Source organism: Pseudomonas palleroniana (assembly GCF_022836895.1).
In the GTDB taxonomy this organism is placed as follows: domain Bacteria; phylum Pseudomonadota; class Gammaproteobacteria; order Pseudomonadales; family Pseudomonadaceae; genus Aquipseudomonas; species Aquipseudomonas palleroniana.
Genome location: NZ_CP092411.1, coordinates 3,949,816 through 3,966,004 on the forward strand (window position 1 = coordinate 3,949,816; position 16,189 = coordinate 3,966,004).

Sequence of the window (16,189 nt, forward strand, 5' to 3'; positions counted from 1 at the left end):
TCAGGCACCTGTCCGGTTGAATTTTTTACGGTTGATCCGGGCGCGCAAGGTCAGGGCCGCCAGGGTCCCGAGCACGCCGATAAAGGCGATGTAGCCGAAATACAGGGTGTAGCCGGCCTTGCCCGGGTAGGTCTCGGTCAAGTAGCCGTTGATCAAGGGGATAAAGGTGTCGGGCAAGTAACCCACCACCGACACAATGCCGATGGCCAAGCCGGTGATGCGTAGCGGGATGTCGCAGCTGTCGAGGATCGCCCAGTACAGGCCGCGAATCGCGTAGGTCATCAGTCCGATAAAGATCACCGTGCCGATCAGCAGCCCCAGGCTGTTGAACGCAGGGAAGACGATCAGCCCGAGCATGGCCAGGGTCACCAGCACCAGCGCGACAATCAGCACCGAAATGTTCGAGAACTTGTCCCCCAGCCAACCGCCACCGATGCCGCCGATGGGGCGCATCCACAGCTTGATGGTCGTGATGGTGCCGGCCATCACGGCGGTCATGCCGCTGCCTTGCAGGTAGTCGGAAAAACTGTAGGTGGCCCAGAACATGTGGTAACCGCAGAACACGATGGCGGTCACCAGCCACAGTTCAGGGATCTTCACCAATGTCGTCAGGTCGGTGATCAGGTTGAACTTGCCCTTCTCCACCGCTGCCGTTTCGGCCAGGGACTTGGGGTCTTTGAGCAACACCAATCCGCAGCCGATGGCGATGCAGATAAACGAGTACAGGTACACCACCTGCTTGAAACCTTCAGCCGCCGACCGGCTTTGCGTTTCGGTGGCATAGGCAAACAGACCCAGGGCCACGGTCGCCAACAAGGCTTCCACCAGGCCGCGCCCGCCGTCGAGAATGCCGAAGAAACGGCCCTGCTCAGAGGGGTGCGCAATCATCTTCACGCGCTTGAGCACCGAGGCCCAAAAGGTCAGGCCTGTGGTCAGCCCCCAGCAAGCGAAGATGATCATCAAGCCGGTCATCGACGGCACGCTGGCGTACCACCAGCCCAATGCACCGGTCGCGACCAGCGAGAAGAAGATCAAAAAGCGCGGCGGCAAACGGTCGGCCAGCCAACCGCTGGGCAAATAGCTGAGCAAAAAAACCGTGCCGAGCATGGAGTACAGGTAACCCAGCTCGCTGTGGTTGATCTGGAACACATCGAGCATGGTGGTCTGGTAGACCTGACGCAGATAGAGGATCGGGTAGATCGCCCCCGCCGCCAGTACCAGTAATAGCAGTTGGAAATAGCGACTGGCTTTGTCGCTGCTTGCCACGGACACGGCAACGGAACCCTGGGCAACAGGTGCAGGCTTGGACATCGTGTAGACCTCGGGCGCCCGATGCGCGGGTGCCCTGATAATTGTTTTTATTAAAGGTGCAGCGGTGTGCGTGGCTCAGTACTTCATGACCACCAAACGGGTCTGGGTGAATTCCAGCATCCCGTGCTTGCCGTCGTCGCCGCCCAGCCCTGAGCGTTTCCATCCGGCGTGGAAACCCTGGTAGGGGTCCGCCGGGGTCCGATTGACATACAACTCGCCGGCCTCGATCGCATTCGCCACCTTCATTGCCGTGCGGTAGTTCTCGGTGTAAAGCACCGACGACAGACCGAACTGGTGGTCGTTGGCCATCGCCAGCGCCTCATCGATGTCGCGGTACTTGAGCACCGGCAGCACCGGGCCGAAGATTTCTTCCTGGATGATTTCCATGTCCTGGCGGCAATGGCTGAGCAAGGTCGGCGGATAGAAATACCCAGGGCCGTCGGGCAGCACGCCGCCTGTTTCCAGTACAGCACCGGCGGCAACGGCGCGCTCGACCATGGCGTGAATATTCTTGCGGGAACTGGCGTTGGCCAGCGGGCCCATCAGGCTTTCGTCGTTGGCACGGTCGCCGAATTTCACTGCGCTGATTTTGGTTTTCAGCAGTGCGAGGAACGCGTCATGGACCGCCTCGTGCACATACACCCGCTCCACCGCCGTACACAGCTGGCCGCAGTGCGTGGTCTTGGACGCGACGATGGCGCTGGCGGCCTTTTCCAGGTCGGCATCGGCTTCGATGATCGCCGGTGTCTTGCCGCCCAGTTCCAGGGACGGCTTGGCGATGTTGGCCTTGCAGTAATCGAGCACGATACGCCCGGCATTCACGCTGCCGGTGAGGGTAATCAGGCCGACCGCCTTGTGGGTGCAGACGTTGGCTGCGGTGGCGTGGTCCATGGTCAGGATGTTGATCACACCGGTTGGAATCCCGGCATTGACCACCGCTCTGGCGATTTCAAACGCCGACAGCGGCGTGTTGTTGCTCGGGCGCACCACCACTGTGTTACCGGCGATCAACGCCGGGGCGATCTTGCGCAGCAAGGTATACACCGGATAGTTGAACGGAATCAGGCAAGCCACCACGCCAATCGGTTCGCGTTGCAGGAACAGGTTTTCGTCCGGCGTGTCGCTGGGGATGATCTCGCCTTCGATACGGCGCGCCCATTCGGCATGGTAACGGGTGATCTGCGCGGCGTAGCGTGCTTCGTTGCTCGCGTCACTGACGCTTTTACCGGACTCCCTGGCCAGGGCCGTGCCGATGGCTACGGCGTGGCTGTCCAGGGCATCGGCCAAGGCGCGAAGGTGCTCGGCGCGCTCGATGCTGGTGAGCTTGCCCCAGGTTTTCTGGGCGACGGCAGCCGCGTCGACGGCAGCGATGGCCTCGTCGGCGCTGGCGGCACTGACGTGACCGGCGAGGGTTTCATCGGCAGGGTTGTAGACGGCGATCAGGGCATCGCTGGCCGGTTCGACGAACTGGCCGTTGTAGAAATTGCGCTCGAATTGCATGTGGTTTGCCCAACGTTGTTGTTTTGCGAGTGACATGCAGTTTTGTCGTTGTATGGAGGGCGGGCAAACGACTTATTGGGTGGGGTAACATGCGAAAAATGCAGGTTATGGGTAATCAACCCGCCGCCGTAGACGGCTCCAACTGCCGCTGCGCCAACCAGATCTCCTCCTGCAACCATCGCTCGAACACCTGCAACTGCGGCATATCCGTCTGCTCGGGTCGGGTCACCAGCCAATACGACTGATGCCCCTCCACATGCACATTCAACACCTGCGTCAACTGCCCACTGGCCAGTTCCGCCGCGACCATATGCCAATCCGCGATGGTAATCCCCAACCCATCCGTCGCCGCCCGGATCGCCAGGTCCAGCAGGTCGAATTCATACCCGCCCTGCGTATCCACCCCATGAATCCGCGCCGCATCCAGCCAGTGCTTCCAGGTCAGGTAACGCTGGTCCTCATTGGCCAGCACATGCAGCAAGGTCATGCGATTCAGATCCACGCCATCGCTGCATTCGCGGGCATACAGCGAGGGCGCGCACACCGCGATATGCCGCTCCTGGATCAACAAGGAACTGTCCAGCCCGTCCCACTCACCATTGCCAAACCGAATCGCGCAATCGAGCGTACTGGTCTGCGCCAGGCTGTCTTGCAAGCACGTGGTAATGCTCAGTTCCAACTCCGGGTGCGCCTCACGCAAGCGCCCCAGGCGCGGCATCAACCAGCGACTGGTGAACGTCGGCGGTGCGTTGATGTGCAGGCGGTTGGAGTGGGTTTTCTGCTGGATGCTACGCACCGTCAGCTCGATCTTGTCGAAGGACTGGTGCAGCGCGCGCAGCAGCACGCGCCCGGCGCTGGTGAGTTCGAGGTGATGATGGCGGCGCTCCAGCAGACTCTCGCCCAATTGTTCTTCAAGCTGGCGCACCTGGCGGCTGACTGCGCTCTGGGTCACGTTCAACAGTTCCGCCGCCCGGGTAAAGCTGCCGGTGCTGCCGGCGACTTCGAAGGCTTTGAGGGCATTGAGACCGGGCATTTTACGTTTCATGGAGGGCACTCGACAGCAACTGACAAGGAAGCGAATTCCCACGGCACCGCAGGAAAATTTTCACACAACATACCTTTTTGTATCAGTTCAGCGGTAGCACCCAGCATCGCTGAAAAACACTCGGTTTTAATCTCCCGCGTCGTTTTTCGACGGTTAGCGTCGTTATCGAATAAATAGCACGCGTATTACGCATGCACACTAAGACAATTAAGCATTGGTGACTGACCTGCCACAAAAGTTAGTCTGGCTGAAAACTTACTCACTTATTAACTTCGGGCCGCAGCATGTCGACAACAACTTTCTCATCGCGACGAAGTATCGGGCTGCTGGCACTTGTGTTCACCGCCTGCAATGCAACCACCCACGGTTTCAGTATTTTCCTGTATTCGGCGTTATTGCCGCAGATCCGTGAGTTATTCGAGTTGAGCTACAGCCAGGCCGCGCTGATTGCCGCGCTGCTGCAACTGTTCTACATGGGCGCTTCGATTGCCAGCGGCATCGCCGCCGCGTGGGTAAGCCCGCGCACCATGGTGCGCCTGACGATCGTATTGAGCCCGGTCCTGCTGGCGCTGGCCGTCGCCACGCCGTGGGTGCTGCCATTTGCACTGTGCCTGGCACTGGTGTCGGCGTGCGCGGTGTCGAACTGGAACGCGATTGCAGCCTTGGCCCGTGAGGTGATCCCCGCCAGCCACCGTAGCCGTGTATTAGGGTTGGCATCGTCGGGAGCGGCCTTTGCAATCTGCTTGAACGGGCTGCTGATTGCAGCCTTGCAGGGCTTGACCTTGCGCCAATTCTGGTTGATTTGCGCAGGTTTGACGCTGCTGGTCACCCTGCTGACGCTCTGGGCCTTGGCGCCCCACGCAGAGCAGGCGCCCCGCTCCGCGACGCCGCCCACCTTCAGCGAGGTCGCCAGGCAATGGCTGCGCCTGTGCCTTGAGCAACCGGTGGCCCTGCAGATTGTGCTGCTCAGCGGGTTTATCGGCGCGATCAGTGGGCCGTTTCTCAATTTTCTATCGGCGTTTGCCAGCGATCAATTGCAGGCCAGCGCCACCGTGACCGGTACGCTGTGGACGCTGATCGGCATCGGAGGCGCCGTCGGCGGGCTGCTGCTCGGGGCGCTGGCCGATCGCTGGGGCGCGCTGAGGGTCATGGCGCTGAGTATCGGTGCCTTCGGCCTGGCCATGCTCGGCCTGCTGAGCCATCCCAGCCTGCTGCTCAGTGTGTGGGCAGCCGCCTTGTTCGCTCTGTTTTATTTCCCGTCCTGGGGCTTGATGGCGGCCTACCTCAGTGCCCGCCTGAACCCGGTGCACAGCCTGCAGGTGGTGAGCCTGAGCATGGTCAGCTATGGCCTGGCCAGCGCCGCGGCTAATGCACTGTGCGGCGGGTTGTTGCAGGTCAGCGGCGAGTTTGCCGTGGTGCATGCCTGGATCACCGGCTGGGTGCTGGCCAGCCTGCTACTGCTCAAGCGCATGGCTCGTGCGAAGGCTGTCGAAGTGCCGGTGTTGCCGACTCCCTGAATCGCCTAACTGACGTTGTAGAATCTGCACCAGTGCGTCCACTTCCGGTACCTGGCAACCGGTTGAGCGCCAGAACATCAGGCGCGCCGGGGCAATCGGCGGAAAGCCCTGGCGCTCGTCCAGAATCTGCCAGCCCTGCGGCACTAAACGCCGCGCCATGACGCCCACGGACAATCCTTGCTCGATGGCAATCGCAATCCCGCGCGGGCTCTGGCTGGTGTAGACCACTTGCCAAGAACGCCCCGCGTGGGCCAGCGCCTGCACGGCATTGGCCCTGAATGCGCAGCCCTCGGCGTACACCGCAAGCGGCACCGACTGGCGCCCCACCGCACTCCAGCTCGGTGCTGCGACCCACGCCAGCGGCTCATCGCACAGGTATTCCCCGGGCTGCAAGCCGGCATGCTCAACGCCCAGCACCAGGTCCAGCTCGCCGCGCAGCAAGCGGCCGACCAGCGCAGTCGACATTTCGCAGCAGACATCCGGACGCACCTGGGCAAACTGTGCCTGGAAATCCTTGAGCATCCCGCCCAGGCAGTATTCGGCGTAATCCTCGGGCATGCCCAAGTGGATACACACCTGCTCGTTGGGCAATTGCGCGGCACTGATCGCCTCGACGTGCAGCTTGAGGATTTGCCGGGCATAGATCAGAAAGGTTTCCCCGCTTGGCGTGAGGCCAACGGAGCGGCTGGTGCGATGGATCAGTGGCGCACCGACAATCTCTTCGAGTCGTTGCAAACTCTGGCTGACGGTGGACTGGGTTTTATGCAGGCGCTCGGCAGCAGCCGAAAAACCCTGGCACTCGATAATTGCCACAAACACTTTAAGTAAGCTGCCATCCAGTTCGCCTGACATAACTATCGCCCCTGCCGATGGATTCGATCACAACTTGTAATTTCCACTTCAAACCGCTTTACGCAACTATCGACTCAACACCACCACCGACTTCAGTAGCCGTGTATGAGTCTTAAACTTGCCGATGCCGAAACCGGCGATATCAGCGACATCGTTAATACCGAACTCTATCCCATACATGATTCGGGCCATGTTCAATTACGCGCACTCATTGAACACGCCCGCGCCGAACTGGCTGAGGACGGTTGCTGCCTGCTGAAGAACTTCCTGCGCCCACAAGTACTGGAGCAGGCGCGCCAGGAAGGCCAGGCGCTGTCGGGCAAGACCTTTTATTCGGTGCGCAAAGTCAACGCCTACTTCACCGAAGATGACCCCAGCCTGCCCCAGGATGATCCGCGTCGCACATTCATGGAGCGCACCAGCGGCTTTGTGACCCGCGACATGATCGCTCCTGACGCAATCATTCACCGGCTGTACGTCTCCCCCATGATGAAACGCTTTATCGGCGCCTGCCTGGATGAACCGGAGATTTTCGAATACGCCGACCCCTTCGCCGGGCTGGTGATCAACGTCATGCCCGAGGGCACCGAACAGCCTTGGCACTTCGACACCAACGAATTCATCGTCAGCATGATGACCCAGAAGCCCGAGGCCGGCGGCCGGTTCGAGTACGCGCCGATGATCCGCTCGCGCAGCCAGGAAAACCTGGGTGCCGTCGGCAAAGTGGTGCGCGGTGAAGACCGCGCGCGCGTGCAGGAACTGGAGCTCAACCCCGGCGACTTGCAGATCTTCAAGGGCCGCTTCTCGGTGCACCGCGTGACCCGCGTAGAAGGCACCATCGAACGCAACACGGCGATTTTCGCCTACTCGGAAAAGCCCGGGATCATCGGCCGCGCCCAACGCACCAAACAGCTTTACGGACGCCTGTCCGAAGCGCATCTGCAAGCCGAACGCAACCTGGTACGCAGCGACCAGTTGCTCGACTGATTGACCTTTCTAAAAACTCAAAAAACCGTATTTGCCCTGCGAGGAATCCCCATGAGTCTGTCCGGCCCGAACCGCAACCCCGCCGACTGTGAACCCACCTATGACGAGATCCAGCAGATCCAGCTGGACCGCTTGCAACGGGTACGCAATGAACTGAAAAAACGCGACTACGCCGCCTGTGTGCTGTTCGACCCGACCCACATGCGCTACGCCACCGGCTCGCGCAACATGCAGGTGTACTCGGCCCGCAACCCGGCACGCTATGCGTTTATCCCGGCGGAAGGCCCGGTGGTGGTCTTCGAGTTCGGCGGCTGCCTGCACTTGGCCGAAAACCTGAACACCGTCGATGAAGTCCGCCCGGCCAAAGCGATTTCCTACTATTTTTGCGACAGCTTCCTGAGCAACGTCACCGCCGACTGGGCCGCCGAGATTGATGAGCTGGTGCGACAGTGCGGTGGCGGTAAACGCATTGCGATTGAAAGTGCCACTTCAGCCGCCGCATTCGAACTGCAACGCCTCGGCTATCAAGTGTTCGACGCCCAGGAGCCGCTGGAGCGAGCACGCTGCATCAAGGTGCCCAATGAGCTGAAGATGATCCGCGCCAGCCTGCGCGCCACCGAAGCCGGAGTGCGCCTGATGGAAAGCCGATTGGTGCCCGGCATCACCGAAAACCAGCTGTGGTCGCACCTGCACAAGCATGTCATCGCCACCGACGGCGACTATGTGGAAACACGCCTGCTGTCATCCGGCCCACGAACCAACCCATGGTTCCAGGAATGCAGCACGCGGCCGATCGAAGCCGGTGACCTGGTGGCGCTGGACACCGATGTGGTTGGGCGCTTCGGTTATTACGCGGACTTTTCCCGCACCTTCCTGTGCGGCGACCAGGCGGCCACCGCCAAACAGCAGGAGCTGTACAAACTCGCCTATGAGCAGGTGCAAACCAACGTTGAAATGCTCAAGGCCGGACGCAGCTTCAAGGAATACGCCGAGATGGCCTGGAAGATTCCCGAGCATTACAAGAACAATCGTTATTTCGCGCTGGTGCACGGGGTTGGCATGACCGGTGAATACCCTTATGTGGTGCACCGTGAGGACATCGATGCGCTGGGTTACGACGGTGTGTTCGAAGCCGGCATGACCATCTGCGTGGAGAGTTACATTGGCCACGACGACGGCGGCGAAGGCGTGAAGCTCGAAGAACAGATCTACATTCACGAGCACGGCATCGAGCTGCTCTCCGATTACCCATTCGATGCGCGCCTGTTGCCACGCTGAACCGATCCAGCAATACAGGCGGCCCTGGGACGGATCTGTAACATGCATTTATAGAAGGTTACTGCGCAGAATTTGTCGTTTGTCCATCGTTGCGCAAATGACAAAACTGCGGGCATCTCTAATAAAAACAACATGAGAGCTGCCCTATGTCCTATCCCATTGCCCGCCTCCTGACTTCGTTTTGCCTTGTTCTTCTGCCGGCTTCACAGAGGTCCGTGCTGCGCCGTTGCTGCGCCTGCCACTGACCCTTGCGGTTCAACAAAAACGCATATTCGCAAGTACCGGAGAGGCTTATGAAAGACCTGACTACCCTGGGCGGCACCCTGCCGCATCCAGCCGTTGACGACCTGTGTGCCCAAGTCAAAAGCGGTGAGATAAACCGCCGCCAATTCCTGCGTACCGCCGCACTGCTGGGCGTTACCGTCGCCAGCGCCAGCACCTTCCTGGGCTCGGCCCTGCTGGGAAACGAGGCTCAGGCCGCTGATGCCACGCCCGCGCGCCAAGGCGGCAGCCTGCGCTTTGCCTGTGCGATCCAGGAAATCCAGGACCCGATGCTGATCACCTGGATCGAAGCTTCGAACCTGCTGCGCAATTCCCTGGAATACCTGACCTGGGTCGACGCCGACAACATCACCCACCCTTACCTCGCCGAAAGCTGGAGCCCGTCCGAGGACCTCACCACCTGGACCTTCAACCTGCGCCAGGACGTGACGTGGAGCAACGGCGAGCGTTTCAACGTCGACGACGTGCAACACAACATCGAACGCTGGATTGCCGCCGACTCCAAGTCGGTCAACCGCACTGCGTTCCAGGACATCAAAGCCTTCGAAAAAATCGGGGACTACCAGTTCCGCCTGCACCTCAAGCGGCCCATTCTGGCGATCCCGGAGATGCTCAACGCCTTCACCTGCGCCATTGTGCACCGCAGCTTCAAGGCGGGTGATGACTGGGCGAAAAATCCGCTGGCCACCGGGCCGTTCAAGCTGGTCTCATTCGCGGTGAACAAGCAGGCCACCTTCGCCAAGCGTGCCGATTACTGGGGCAAGCCCGCCAACCTCGACGAACTGCGCTACATCGACATGGGCACCGACGTGTCCACTCACCTTGCGGCCTTGCAGGCCGGCCAGGTTGACGTGTTGTACCGGGTGACCGTGGCCGAACTGGACCTGGCCAAGCGCCTGCCCGGCGCACAGTTGCTCAGTTGCAAATCCGCGCAAACCGTCGTGATGCGCATGGCCTGCGACCAGAAACCGTTCACCGACCTGCGCATCCGCAAAGCCATGGTGCTGTGCGCCGACAACGCGCAGATGCTGAAGATCGCCTACCGTGGCATGGGCACCCTGGGCGAGGACCACCATGTAGCGCCCTCCCATCCTGAATATTTCCCGCTGCCCAAGCGCAACCGCGACGTGGCGCAAGCCAGGAAATTGCTCGCCGAAGCCGGCTTTCCCAATGGCCTGGACATCGACCTGATCGTCGGCAATACCCAGGGGCGCTATGAGCAGGACTGCGCACAGATCCTGCAGCAGAATTGCCTGGAAGCCGGGATACGCATCAACCTCAAAGTGGTGCCCGCCGCTCAGTACTGGCCGATCTGGGACAAGGCCGCGTTCAGCCTCACCTACTGGGCCCATCGCCCGCTCGGAGTGATGTCATTGGAACTGGCTTATCGCGGCGGCGGCGCCTGGAACGAAAGCCACTACAGCGACCCGGCTTTCGATGCCGCGCTGGATAAGGCCATGGGCATCATCGACCCGCAGCAACGCGCGGTGGCCATGCAAAGCGTCGAGCAGATCCTGCAAGACGCCTGCGTGATCGTGCAGCCGTTCTGGGGCGACAAGTTCACGGCGGTGAGCAAAAAGGTCCAGGGTTTCCAGGTACACCCCTCTGACTTCTATCCCATGGGTAACGTCTGGCTGAGCGCTTGAGTCAACACTGCCCGCACAGGCGGGCAGACCTCCCATCATCCGTCGGAGCATGCGCCCATGGCTCATTTTCTGTTGCGTAAATTATTGGCGCTGGTGGCAACCCTGTTATCGGTGTCGCTGATCGTGTTCCTGGCCCTGGAACTGAACATCGAAGACGTCGCAATCAACGTCCTCGGTCCCTACTCCGCCGCCGACCAACGCACGGCGTGGCTGGTGGAACACGGCTACAACCAACCCTTTGTGTGGCGCTACCTGCTGTGGCTCAAGGATTTTGTCAGCGGCGACTGGGGCACCTCGGTGTACTTTCGTGAGTCGGTGATCAAACTGCTGCTGCCCAACCTGGCGCAGACCCTGACCCTCGCCGGGCTAGCCCTGCTGGTGATGGTGCCCGTGGCGCTGACCCTGGGCGTGCTGGCCGGCATTCGCCAGGGCTCGCTGCTTGACCGGTTGGTGTCGTTCCTGTCGATCGTCACCACGTCGATTCCCGACTTCGCCAGCGCGGTGTTCGTCTCGGCACTCTTTGTGTTCTGGCTCAACTGGCTGCCCGGCGTCAGCAGCATGAGCGAGGGTTTCAGCGCGGTGCAACTGGTACTGCCGTTGATGGTGCTGTGCCTGTTCGGCATCGGCTACCTGGCGCGCATTACCCGGGCGTCGATGGTCGAAGTGATGCAGTCACCGTACATCCGCACGGCGCGCCTCAAAGGCGCCTCGACCGCACGCATCGTGATGCGCCATGCCCTGCGTAATGTGCTGATCGCCCCCATCACCGTGATCATGTTGTACATCCCGTGGCTGCTGTCCAACGTCATCGTGGTCGAGGTGTTCTTCGCCTACAAGGGCTTCGGTTCGCTGCTCTACACCGCATCCCTGAACCATGACGTGTACCTGATCGAAGCCTGCGCGATGGTCAGTGCGGTGGTCGTGGGCATCACCAAGATCTTCTCGGACCTGGCCTACACCTGGCTCAACCCGCGCATCACCCTACGCAGTCTCGGCGGAGGTACCCGATGAACCGTCTTCAAGCCTTCAAGCACCCCTTGGCGTTGCTCGGCCTGCTGTTGGTCGGCAGTTGGGTGGTGACCGCGTTGCTGGCGCCGTGGCTCGCGCCGCATGATCCACTGGAAAGCTTCACGCCACTGCTCACGCCAATGACAGCCGGCGACAACGGCCAGAGCTTCCTGCTGGGCACCGACATGATCGGCCGAGACATTCTCTCGCGCTTGATCTGGGGCACGCGCACGGTGTTGTTCTGGTCGATCCTCGCCACCCTCACCGCGTTCGCCGTCGGCATTGCCATGGGCCTGTGTGCCGGTTACTTCAATGGCTGGGTCGACGCGGTGCTCTCGTATGTGGCCGACACCGTGCTGTCGTTCCCGGTGCTGGTGCTGTACATCGTGATCATCATCGCCCTCGGCGCCTCGGCCGTGAACATCCTGATTGCGGTGACTTTCACCAGTGCCCCGGCAATCTTCCGGATCATGCGCGCATTGACCATCGACATTCGTTCGCGCGACTACGTACTCAGCGCCATCACCCAAGGCGAAGGTTCATTGCGCATCATGTTGGTGGAGATCCTGCCCAATTGCTGCGGGCCCTTGATAGTCGATTTCTGCCTGCGCATCGGCTACACCGCGATCATGATCGGCGCCTTGGGTTTTCTCGGCCTCGGCCTGCCGCCGCCGACCCCGGACTGGGGCGGCATGATCAACGACGGCCGCGCCATGGCCATCGCCTTTCCGCACCTGGTGATCTTTCCGTGCATCGCCATCTCCACGCTGATGCTGGGCCTGAGCCTGCTCGCGGACGGCCTGGATGAACACGCCCAGCAAGGCGCAAGGAGTTGAACATGAACCCAGAACCCGTATTGCGTGTGCAGGACCTCACGATTGAACTGCCCACCGGCGCCGACCGCCGCCACGCCGTGCACGGCATCAGCCTGGAGGTGCGCAAGGGCGAAATTCTCTGCGTGATAGGCGAGTCCGGTTCAGGCAAGTCGGTCCTGTCGGCGGCGATCATGGGCGACTACGCCAAGGGTCTGCGGCATGCCGGTGGGGTGATCGACTTTCTCGGTGACGACATCTGCAGCCTGGATGAAAGCCGTTTGCGCGCACTGCGCGGTAACCGCATCGCGATGATTTTCCAGGAACCCATGGCTGCGTTGAACCCCGCGATTCGCATCGGCAAACAAGTCGAGGAAATCTTTGATATCCATGCGCCACAGATGCCTCAGCGCGAACGCCAGGAACGCATGCTCGCGCTGCTCGAATCCACCCAACTGCCCGACCCGCCGCGCATCGCCAACAGTTTCCCCCACCAGCTGTCCGGCGGCCAATGCCAACGGGTCGTGATCGCCATGGCCCTGGCAATGAACCCGGACTTGTTGATCGCTGACGAACCGACCACGGCCCTCGACGTGACCACCCAGGCCCAGGTGTTGAAATTGGTGCGCGACCTGCGAGGGCGCGGCCAACACGGCATTCTGTTTATTACCCACGACTTCGGGGTCGTCGCGCAGATTGCCGATCGCATCGCCGTCATGGAAGGTGGCCGTCTGGTGGAAATCGGCGAACGGGACCAGGTGTTGAATGCCCCCGCCCACGCCTATACACGCAAGCTGATTGCCGCGGTACCGGCGCTGCATCCCGAACTGCGCACACCTTGTGCCGACGGCGAAATGGCGCTGCGTATCGAGCGCCTGACCAAAACCTATAACGTCGGCGGCAGCTCAGTGGCGGCGCTGCGCAATGTGTCGCTGAACCTGCCACGGGGCAAGACACTGGCGATCGTCGGTGAGTCCGGCTCAGGCAAAAGCACCCTGGTCAAGGCGGCAATCCGCCTGGTAGACAGCGACAGTGGGCATGTGTGGGTCGGCGATAGCGACTTCCTGGCCTTGCGCGGCTCGGCCCTGGCGGCCAATCGGCGCCGCATCCAGATGATTTTCCAGGACCCGTACGGCTCGCTCAACCCGCGCCACCGGGTGGGCGACATTATTGCCCGCGCCGCGCAACTGCGAGGGTTGTCCGCCAAAGATGCCTGGGCCGAAGCCGGTGACTTGCTCGAACAGGTCGGCCTCAAGCGTGACGCCCTCAAGCGCAAGCCCCGGCAGTTTTCCGGGGGCCAGCGCCAACGCATCGGCATCGCCCGGGCCCTGGCCATGCGCCCGGAAGTGCTGATCGCCGACGAAAGTGTGTCGGCACTGGATGTGTCGGTGCAAAAGCAAGTGCTGGAGTTGCTGGCCGAACTGCAGAAGCAATTGAACCTGAGCATCCTGTTTATCACCCACGACCTGCGCGTGGCGGCGCAGATCAGCGACCACATTGCGGTGATGCGGCAAGGCGAAGTGGTGGAATACGGCAGCGCCGAACAGGTCTTGCTCAGGCCACGGAACAGCTACACCCAGGCCCTTCTCGCGGCGGCACCCGGCGCCTCCGAGTTACCCGCCGCCGGGCCGCCCTTGAGGCTGATCCACCCCAACGCGCACTGAGTCCAAGCCTTTTCCCTGCGTCGCAGCATGCGCTGCGGCAACGGGCTGCTGTTGCCCCAAAAAAAACTAAAAACGAGAGTAAAACCATGCGACCAACGACACGCTACTTCACCCTCATCCCGGTACTCGGCGCCCTGGCGGCACCGGCCATGGCCTATCAGGTCACCGACAACCTCGACCTTGGCGGCGCCGTGCGTGCGCGCTGGGACTATGATCCGGACCGCGATATTCAAAAGTTCGGGCTCGACACCGTGTTTCTCAGCGCCAAGTACAACTCCGACACCTGGATTGGTGAGGCACAGTACCGATTTTATGGGCGCTCTTACCCTTACCAGTACACCAAGAATTACGGCGACATCCAGTTCGCCAAATTCGCCTGGGTAGGCTACAAGTTCAACCCGGACCAGCAAGTGCAAGTGGGCTTGAACACCGTGCCGTTCGGCCTGCAGCCGTATTTCGGCAGTACCTTCTATGAAACCCTGGGCAACGTGATCGGCCTGGAAGATGTGCAACAGGTCGGCACCAAGTACATCCAGCAAAGTGGCGACTGGAACGTCCAGGCCGGTTATTACCTGCGCCCGGCGTGGCAAGGCAAAGGCACCAGCAAGGGCGTGACCTATTCCAGTGTGATCTCCGAAGCCGACAGCTATGTCGCCGACGGCAGCAATAACCAGGAGCGCAACACCGTGGTGGTGCGCGTCGCCAAAGCCATGGACCTGGGCGGCTGGAAATCCGAAGTCGGCCTGTCGGGCCTGACCTCGACCCTGGAAAACAAGGACACCGACAGTGACGGCCGACGCAACGCCGTAGCCATCCACTACCTGGGCAAAAACGGTCCATGGGGCCTGCAATTGCAGGCGGCGCGCCAACAGATGTCACCGCGCAACGAGGGCACCAATGGCGTGGTCACACTGGGCGGTTATGACGGCACCTTCAACGTCGCCAGCCGCGGCAATCTGTATGTGGCGGACCTGAGTTATGACGTGGCCGGTAAATACCTGTTCGACCAGATCAGCGGCGTGAAGCTGTACGCCAACTACAGCGCTTTCGACAAGTCCGACGATGCCTTCAAGACCTCGCAACGAGTGATCCTCGGTACCTCATTCTCGTTCAGCAAGTTGTGGATCGCCACGGAGTGGTTGATCGGCAAGAACGACCCCTACATCGGCGGCAGCAGCTACACCCAGAGCCTGGGTGCCGGGGGCAGTAACCAGTGGGAAAATCAGCTGTACATGAACATTGGTTATTACTTCTAATAGGCGGCGTCAGCGCTGACGCCATCGGGGGCAAGCCCCCTCCCACATTTGATCGGCGGCGCGGTCAAAAATGTGGGAGCTGGCTTGCCTGCGAGGAGGCCAGTGAAAACACTATAAAAACAATGTGTGGAACCCGAACCATGCGCCACCTCCCTGCCCTCAACATGCTTCGCGTCTTCGAAGAAGTCGCCCGTCATCGCAGTTTCAGCCAGGCCGCCGTGGGCCTCAACGTCACCCAGGGCGCGGTCAGCCGCCAGATCAAGCAACTGGAGGACTATCTCGGCGTCACTCTGTTTATCCGTACGCCCCAGGGCCTGTCCCTGACCGAAGCCGGCTTCGCCCTCTCACCGCATTTGAGCGATGCCTTCGACCATATCGAACGCGCCCTGCAGGCCGTGCGCGTACCCAACCTGCGCCAGCGCCTGCGTGTCGTTGCACCACCGACCTGGGCCACGCGCTGGCTGTCGGCGCGCTTGCGCGGATTCTGTGAGCACTATCCGGATATCAACCTCAGCGTCACCCACCAGAGCCATCAGGAGAGCCTGGCCGAGATCGACTGCCGCATTCGCTTCGGCCTGGACGCAGACCCGCATTGGCACAGTGAGTTATTGGTGATGGAGCGCCATATCGCCGTAGCCAGCCCGGAGCTGTTTATCGACGGCCAACCGCCCGACCTGCGACGCTTCCCGCTGCTGCATATCCTGCACGACGGCAAGCGTTTGAAAGTCTGGGAAAACTGGCTGGCGGCGATGGGCCGAGACGATATCGATGCGGGCCGGGGCCTGGAATTCAGCACCCTGGACCAAGTGATCCACACCGCCCTGGCCGGCGGTGGGCTGGCGGTGATCGACCGGCAAATGATCGAGCGCGAACTGGCCAACGGCAGTTTGCTGCCGATCACCCCGGTGGAGGTGATCGGGCCGTATGGCTATTGGCTGGATGTGGCAGCGGACAAGCAGGGGTTATCCAAGGTTGGTCTGTTTACTGAGTGGTTGGGGCGTGTGAGCAATCCCTGACAGGCACTCACCCAC

At 61.1% G+C, this 16,189-nt stretch carries 13 protein-coding genes; 9 read left to right on the top strand and 4 right to left on the bottom strand.

Annotation, left to right across the window (positions count from 1 at the left end; translation table 11 throughout):
- The 3 genes from MJP36_RS17935 to MJP36_RS17945 form a co-directional block, all read right to left on the bottom strand.
- A complete protein-coding gene (locus tag MJP36_RS17935; RefSeq protein ID WP_104993530.1) occupies positions 1-1,311 on the bottom strand; it encodes an MFS transporter in 1,311 nt (436 codons plus the stop codon).
- A gap of 75 nt (positions 1,312-1,386) precedes the next feature.
- Positions 1,387-2,811, bottom strand: coding sequence for an aldehyde dehydrogenase (aldA, locus tag MJP36_RS17940; protein WP_244385643.1), 1,425 nt, complete (start codon positions 2,809-2,811; stop codon positions 1,387-1,389).
- A 115-nt stretch (positions 2,812-2,926) separates the two neighbouring features.
- A complete protein-coding gene (locus MJP36_RS17945) occupies positions 2,927-3,856 on the bottom strand; it encodes a LysR substrate-binding domain-containing protein (protein ID WP_081086943.1) in 930 nt (309 codons plus the stop codon).
- A gap of 284 nt (positions 3,857-4,140) precedes the next feature.
- Between MJP36_RS17945 and MJP36_RS17950 the strand changes: the two genes are divergently transcribed.
- Complete coding sequence (locus tag MJP36_RS17950) at positions 4,141-5,373, top strand: MFS transporter (protein WP_104993528.1); 1,233 nt, start codon at positions 4,141-4,143, stop codon at positions 5,371-5,373.
- On the opposite strand, the gene MJP36_RS17955 is transcribed toward MJP36_RS17950, so the two are convergent.
- The gene (locus MJP36_RS17955; RefSeq protein ID WP_244383666.1) at positions 5,311-6,225 is read right to left on the bottom strand and encodes a LysR family transcriptional regulator; all 915 of its coding nucleotides are present in this window, start codon (positions 6,223-6,225) and stop codon (positions 5,311-5,313) included. The genes MJP36_RS17950 and MJP36_RS17955 overlap by 63 nt on opposite strands.
- 105 nt (positions 6,226-6,330) lie before the next feature.
- Here MJP36_RS17955 and MJP36_RS17960 point away from each other — a divergent pair, with 105 nt between their 5' ends.
- From MJP36_RS17960 to MJP36_RS17995, 8 genes are all read left to right on the top strand, one after another.
- The gene (locus tag MJP36_RS17960) at positions 6,331-7,212 is read left to right on the top strand and encodes a HalD/BesD family halogenase (protein ID WP_060752774.1); all 882 of its coding nucleotides are present in this window, start codon (positions 6,331-6,333) and stop codon (positions 7,210-7,212) included.
- Positions 7,213-7,263: 51 nt separating this feature from the next.
- The gene (locus tag MJP36_RS17965) at positions 7,264-8,490 is read left to right on the top strand and encodes a M24 family metallopeptidase (RefSeq protein WP_244383667.1); all 1,227 of its coding nucleotides are present in this window, start codon (positions 7,264-7,266) and stop codon (positions 8,488-8,490) included.
- Between the two features lie 293 nt (positions 8,491-8,783).
- Positions 8,784-10,418, top strand: a complete 1,635-nt coding sequence (locus MJP36_RS17970; protein ID WP_244383668.1) for an ABC transporter substrate-binding protein — start codon at positions 8,784-8,786, stop codon at positions 10,416-10,418.
- 57 nt (positions 10,419-10,475) lie between these two features.
- The gene (locus MJP36_RS17975) at positions 10,476-11,429 is read left to right on the top strand and encodes an ABC transporter permease (protein ID WP_060752771.1); all 954 of its coding nucleotides are present in this window, start codon (positions 10,476-10,478) and stop codon (positions 11,427-11,429) included.
- A complete protein-coding gene (locus tag MJP36_RS17980; protein ID WP_244383669.1) occupies positions 11,426-12,262 on the top strand; it encodes an ABC transporter permease in 837 nt (278 codons plus the stop codon). The genes MJP36_RS17975 and MJP36_RS17980 overlap by 4 nt, the downstream gene beginning before the upstream one ends.
- 2 nt (positions 12,263-12,264) lie before the next feature.
- Complete coding sequence (locus tag MJP36_RS17985; RefSeq protein ID WP_060752769.1) at positions 12,265-13,902, top strand: dipeptide ABC transporter ATP-binding protein; 1,638 nt, start codon at positions 12,265-12,267, stop codon at positions 13,900-13,902.
- Positions 13,903-13,988: 86 nt separating this feature from the next.
- Complete coding sequence (locus MJP36_RS17990) at positions 13,989-15,158, top strand: hypothetical protein (protein ID WP_060752768.1); 1,170 nt, start codon at positions 13,989-13,991, stop codon at positions 15,156-15,158.
- A gap of 140 nt (positions 15,159-15,298) precedes the next feature.
- Positions 15,299-16,174: a LysR substrate-binding domain-containing protein gene (locus MJP36_RS17995; protein ID WP_244383670.1), complete on the top strand. Its 876-nt coding sequence runs from the start codon at positions 15,299-15,301 to the stop codon at positions 16,172-16,174.
- Positions 16,175-16,189 lie beyond the last annotated feature (15 nt).

Excerpts from the sequence above, each read along its gene's own strand:
- MJP36_RS17995 (WP_244383670.1), top strand. The coding sequence starts at position 15,299 with ATGCGCCACCTCCCTGCCCTCAACATGCTTCGCGTCTTCGAAGAAGTC.
- aldA (WP_244385643.1), bottom strand. The coding sequence starts at position 2,811 with ATGCAATTCGAGCGCAATTTCTACAACGGCCAGTTCGTCGAACCGGCC.
- MJP36_RS17975 (WP_060752771.1), top strand. The coding sequence starts at position 10,476 with ATGGCTCATTTTCTGTTGCGTAAATTATTGGCGCTGGTGGCAACCCTG.
- MJP36_RS17950 (WP_104993528.1), top strand. The coding sequence starts at position 4,141 with ATGTCGACAACAACTTTCTCATCGCGACGAAGTATCGGGCTGCTGGCA.
- MJP36_RS17980 (WP_244383669.1), top strand. The coding sequence starts at position 11,426 with ATGAACCGTCTTCAAGCCTTCAAGCACCCCTTGGCGTTGCTCGGCCTG.
- MJP36_RS17985 (WP_060752769.1), top strand. The coding sequence starts at position 12,265 with ATGAACCCAGAACCCGTATTGCGTGTGCAGGACCTCACGATTGAACTG.
- MJP36_RS17945 (WP_081086943.1), bottom strand. The coding sequence starts at position 3,856 with ATGAAACGTAAAATGCCCGGTCTCAATGCCCTCAAAGCCTTCGAAGTC.
- MJP36_RS17990 (WP_060752768.1), top strand. The coding sequence starts at position 13,989 with ATGCGACCAACGACACGCTACTTCACCCTCATCCCGGTACTCGGCGCC.
- MJP36_RS17960 (WP_060752774.1), top strand. The coding sequence starts at position 6,331 with ATGAGTCTTAAACTTGCCGATGCCGAAACCGGCGATATCAGCGACATC.
- MJP36_RS17970 (WP_244383668.1), top strand. The coding sequence starts at position 8,784 with ATGAAAGACCTGACTACCCTGGGCGGCACCCTGCCGCATCCAGCCGTT.
- MJP36_RS17955 (WP_244383666.1), bottom strand. The coding sequence starts at position 6,225 with ATGTCAGGCGAACTGGATGGCAGCTTACTTAAAGTGTTTGTGGCAATT.
- MJP36_RS17965 (WP_244383667.1), top strand. The coding sequence starts at position 7,264 with ATGAGTCTGTCCGGCCCGAACCGCAACCCCGCCGACTGTGAACCCACC.
- MJP36_RS17935 (WP_104993530.1), bottom strand. The coding sequence starts at position 1,311 with ATGTCCAAGCCTGCACCTGTTGCCCAGGGTTCCGTTGCCGTGTCCGTG.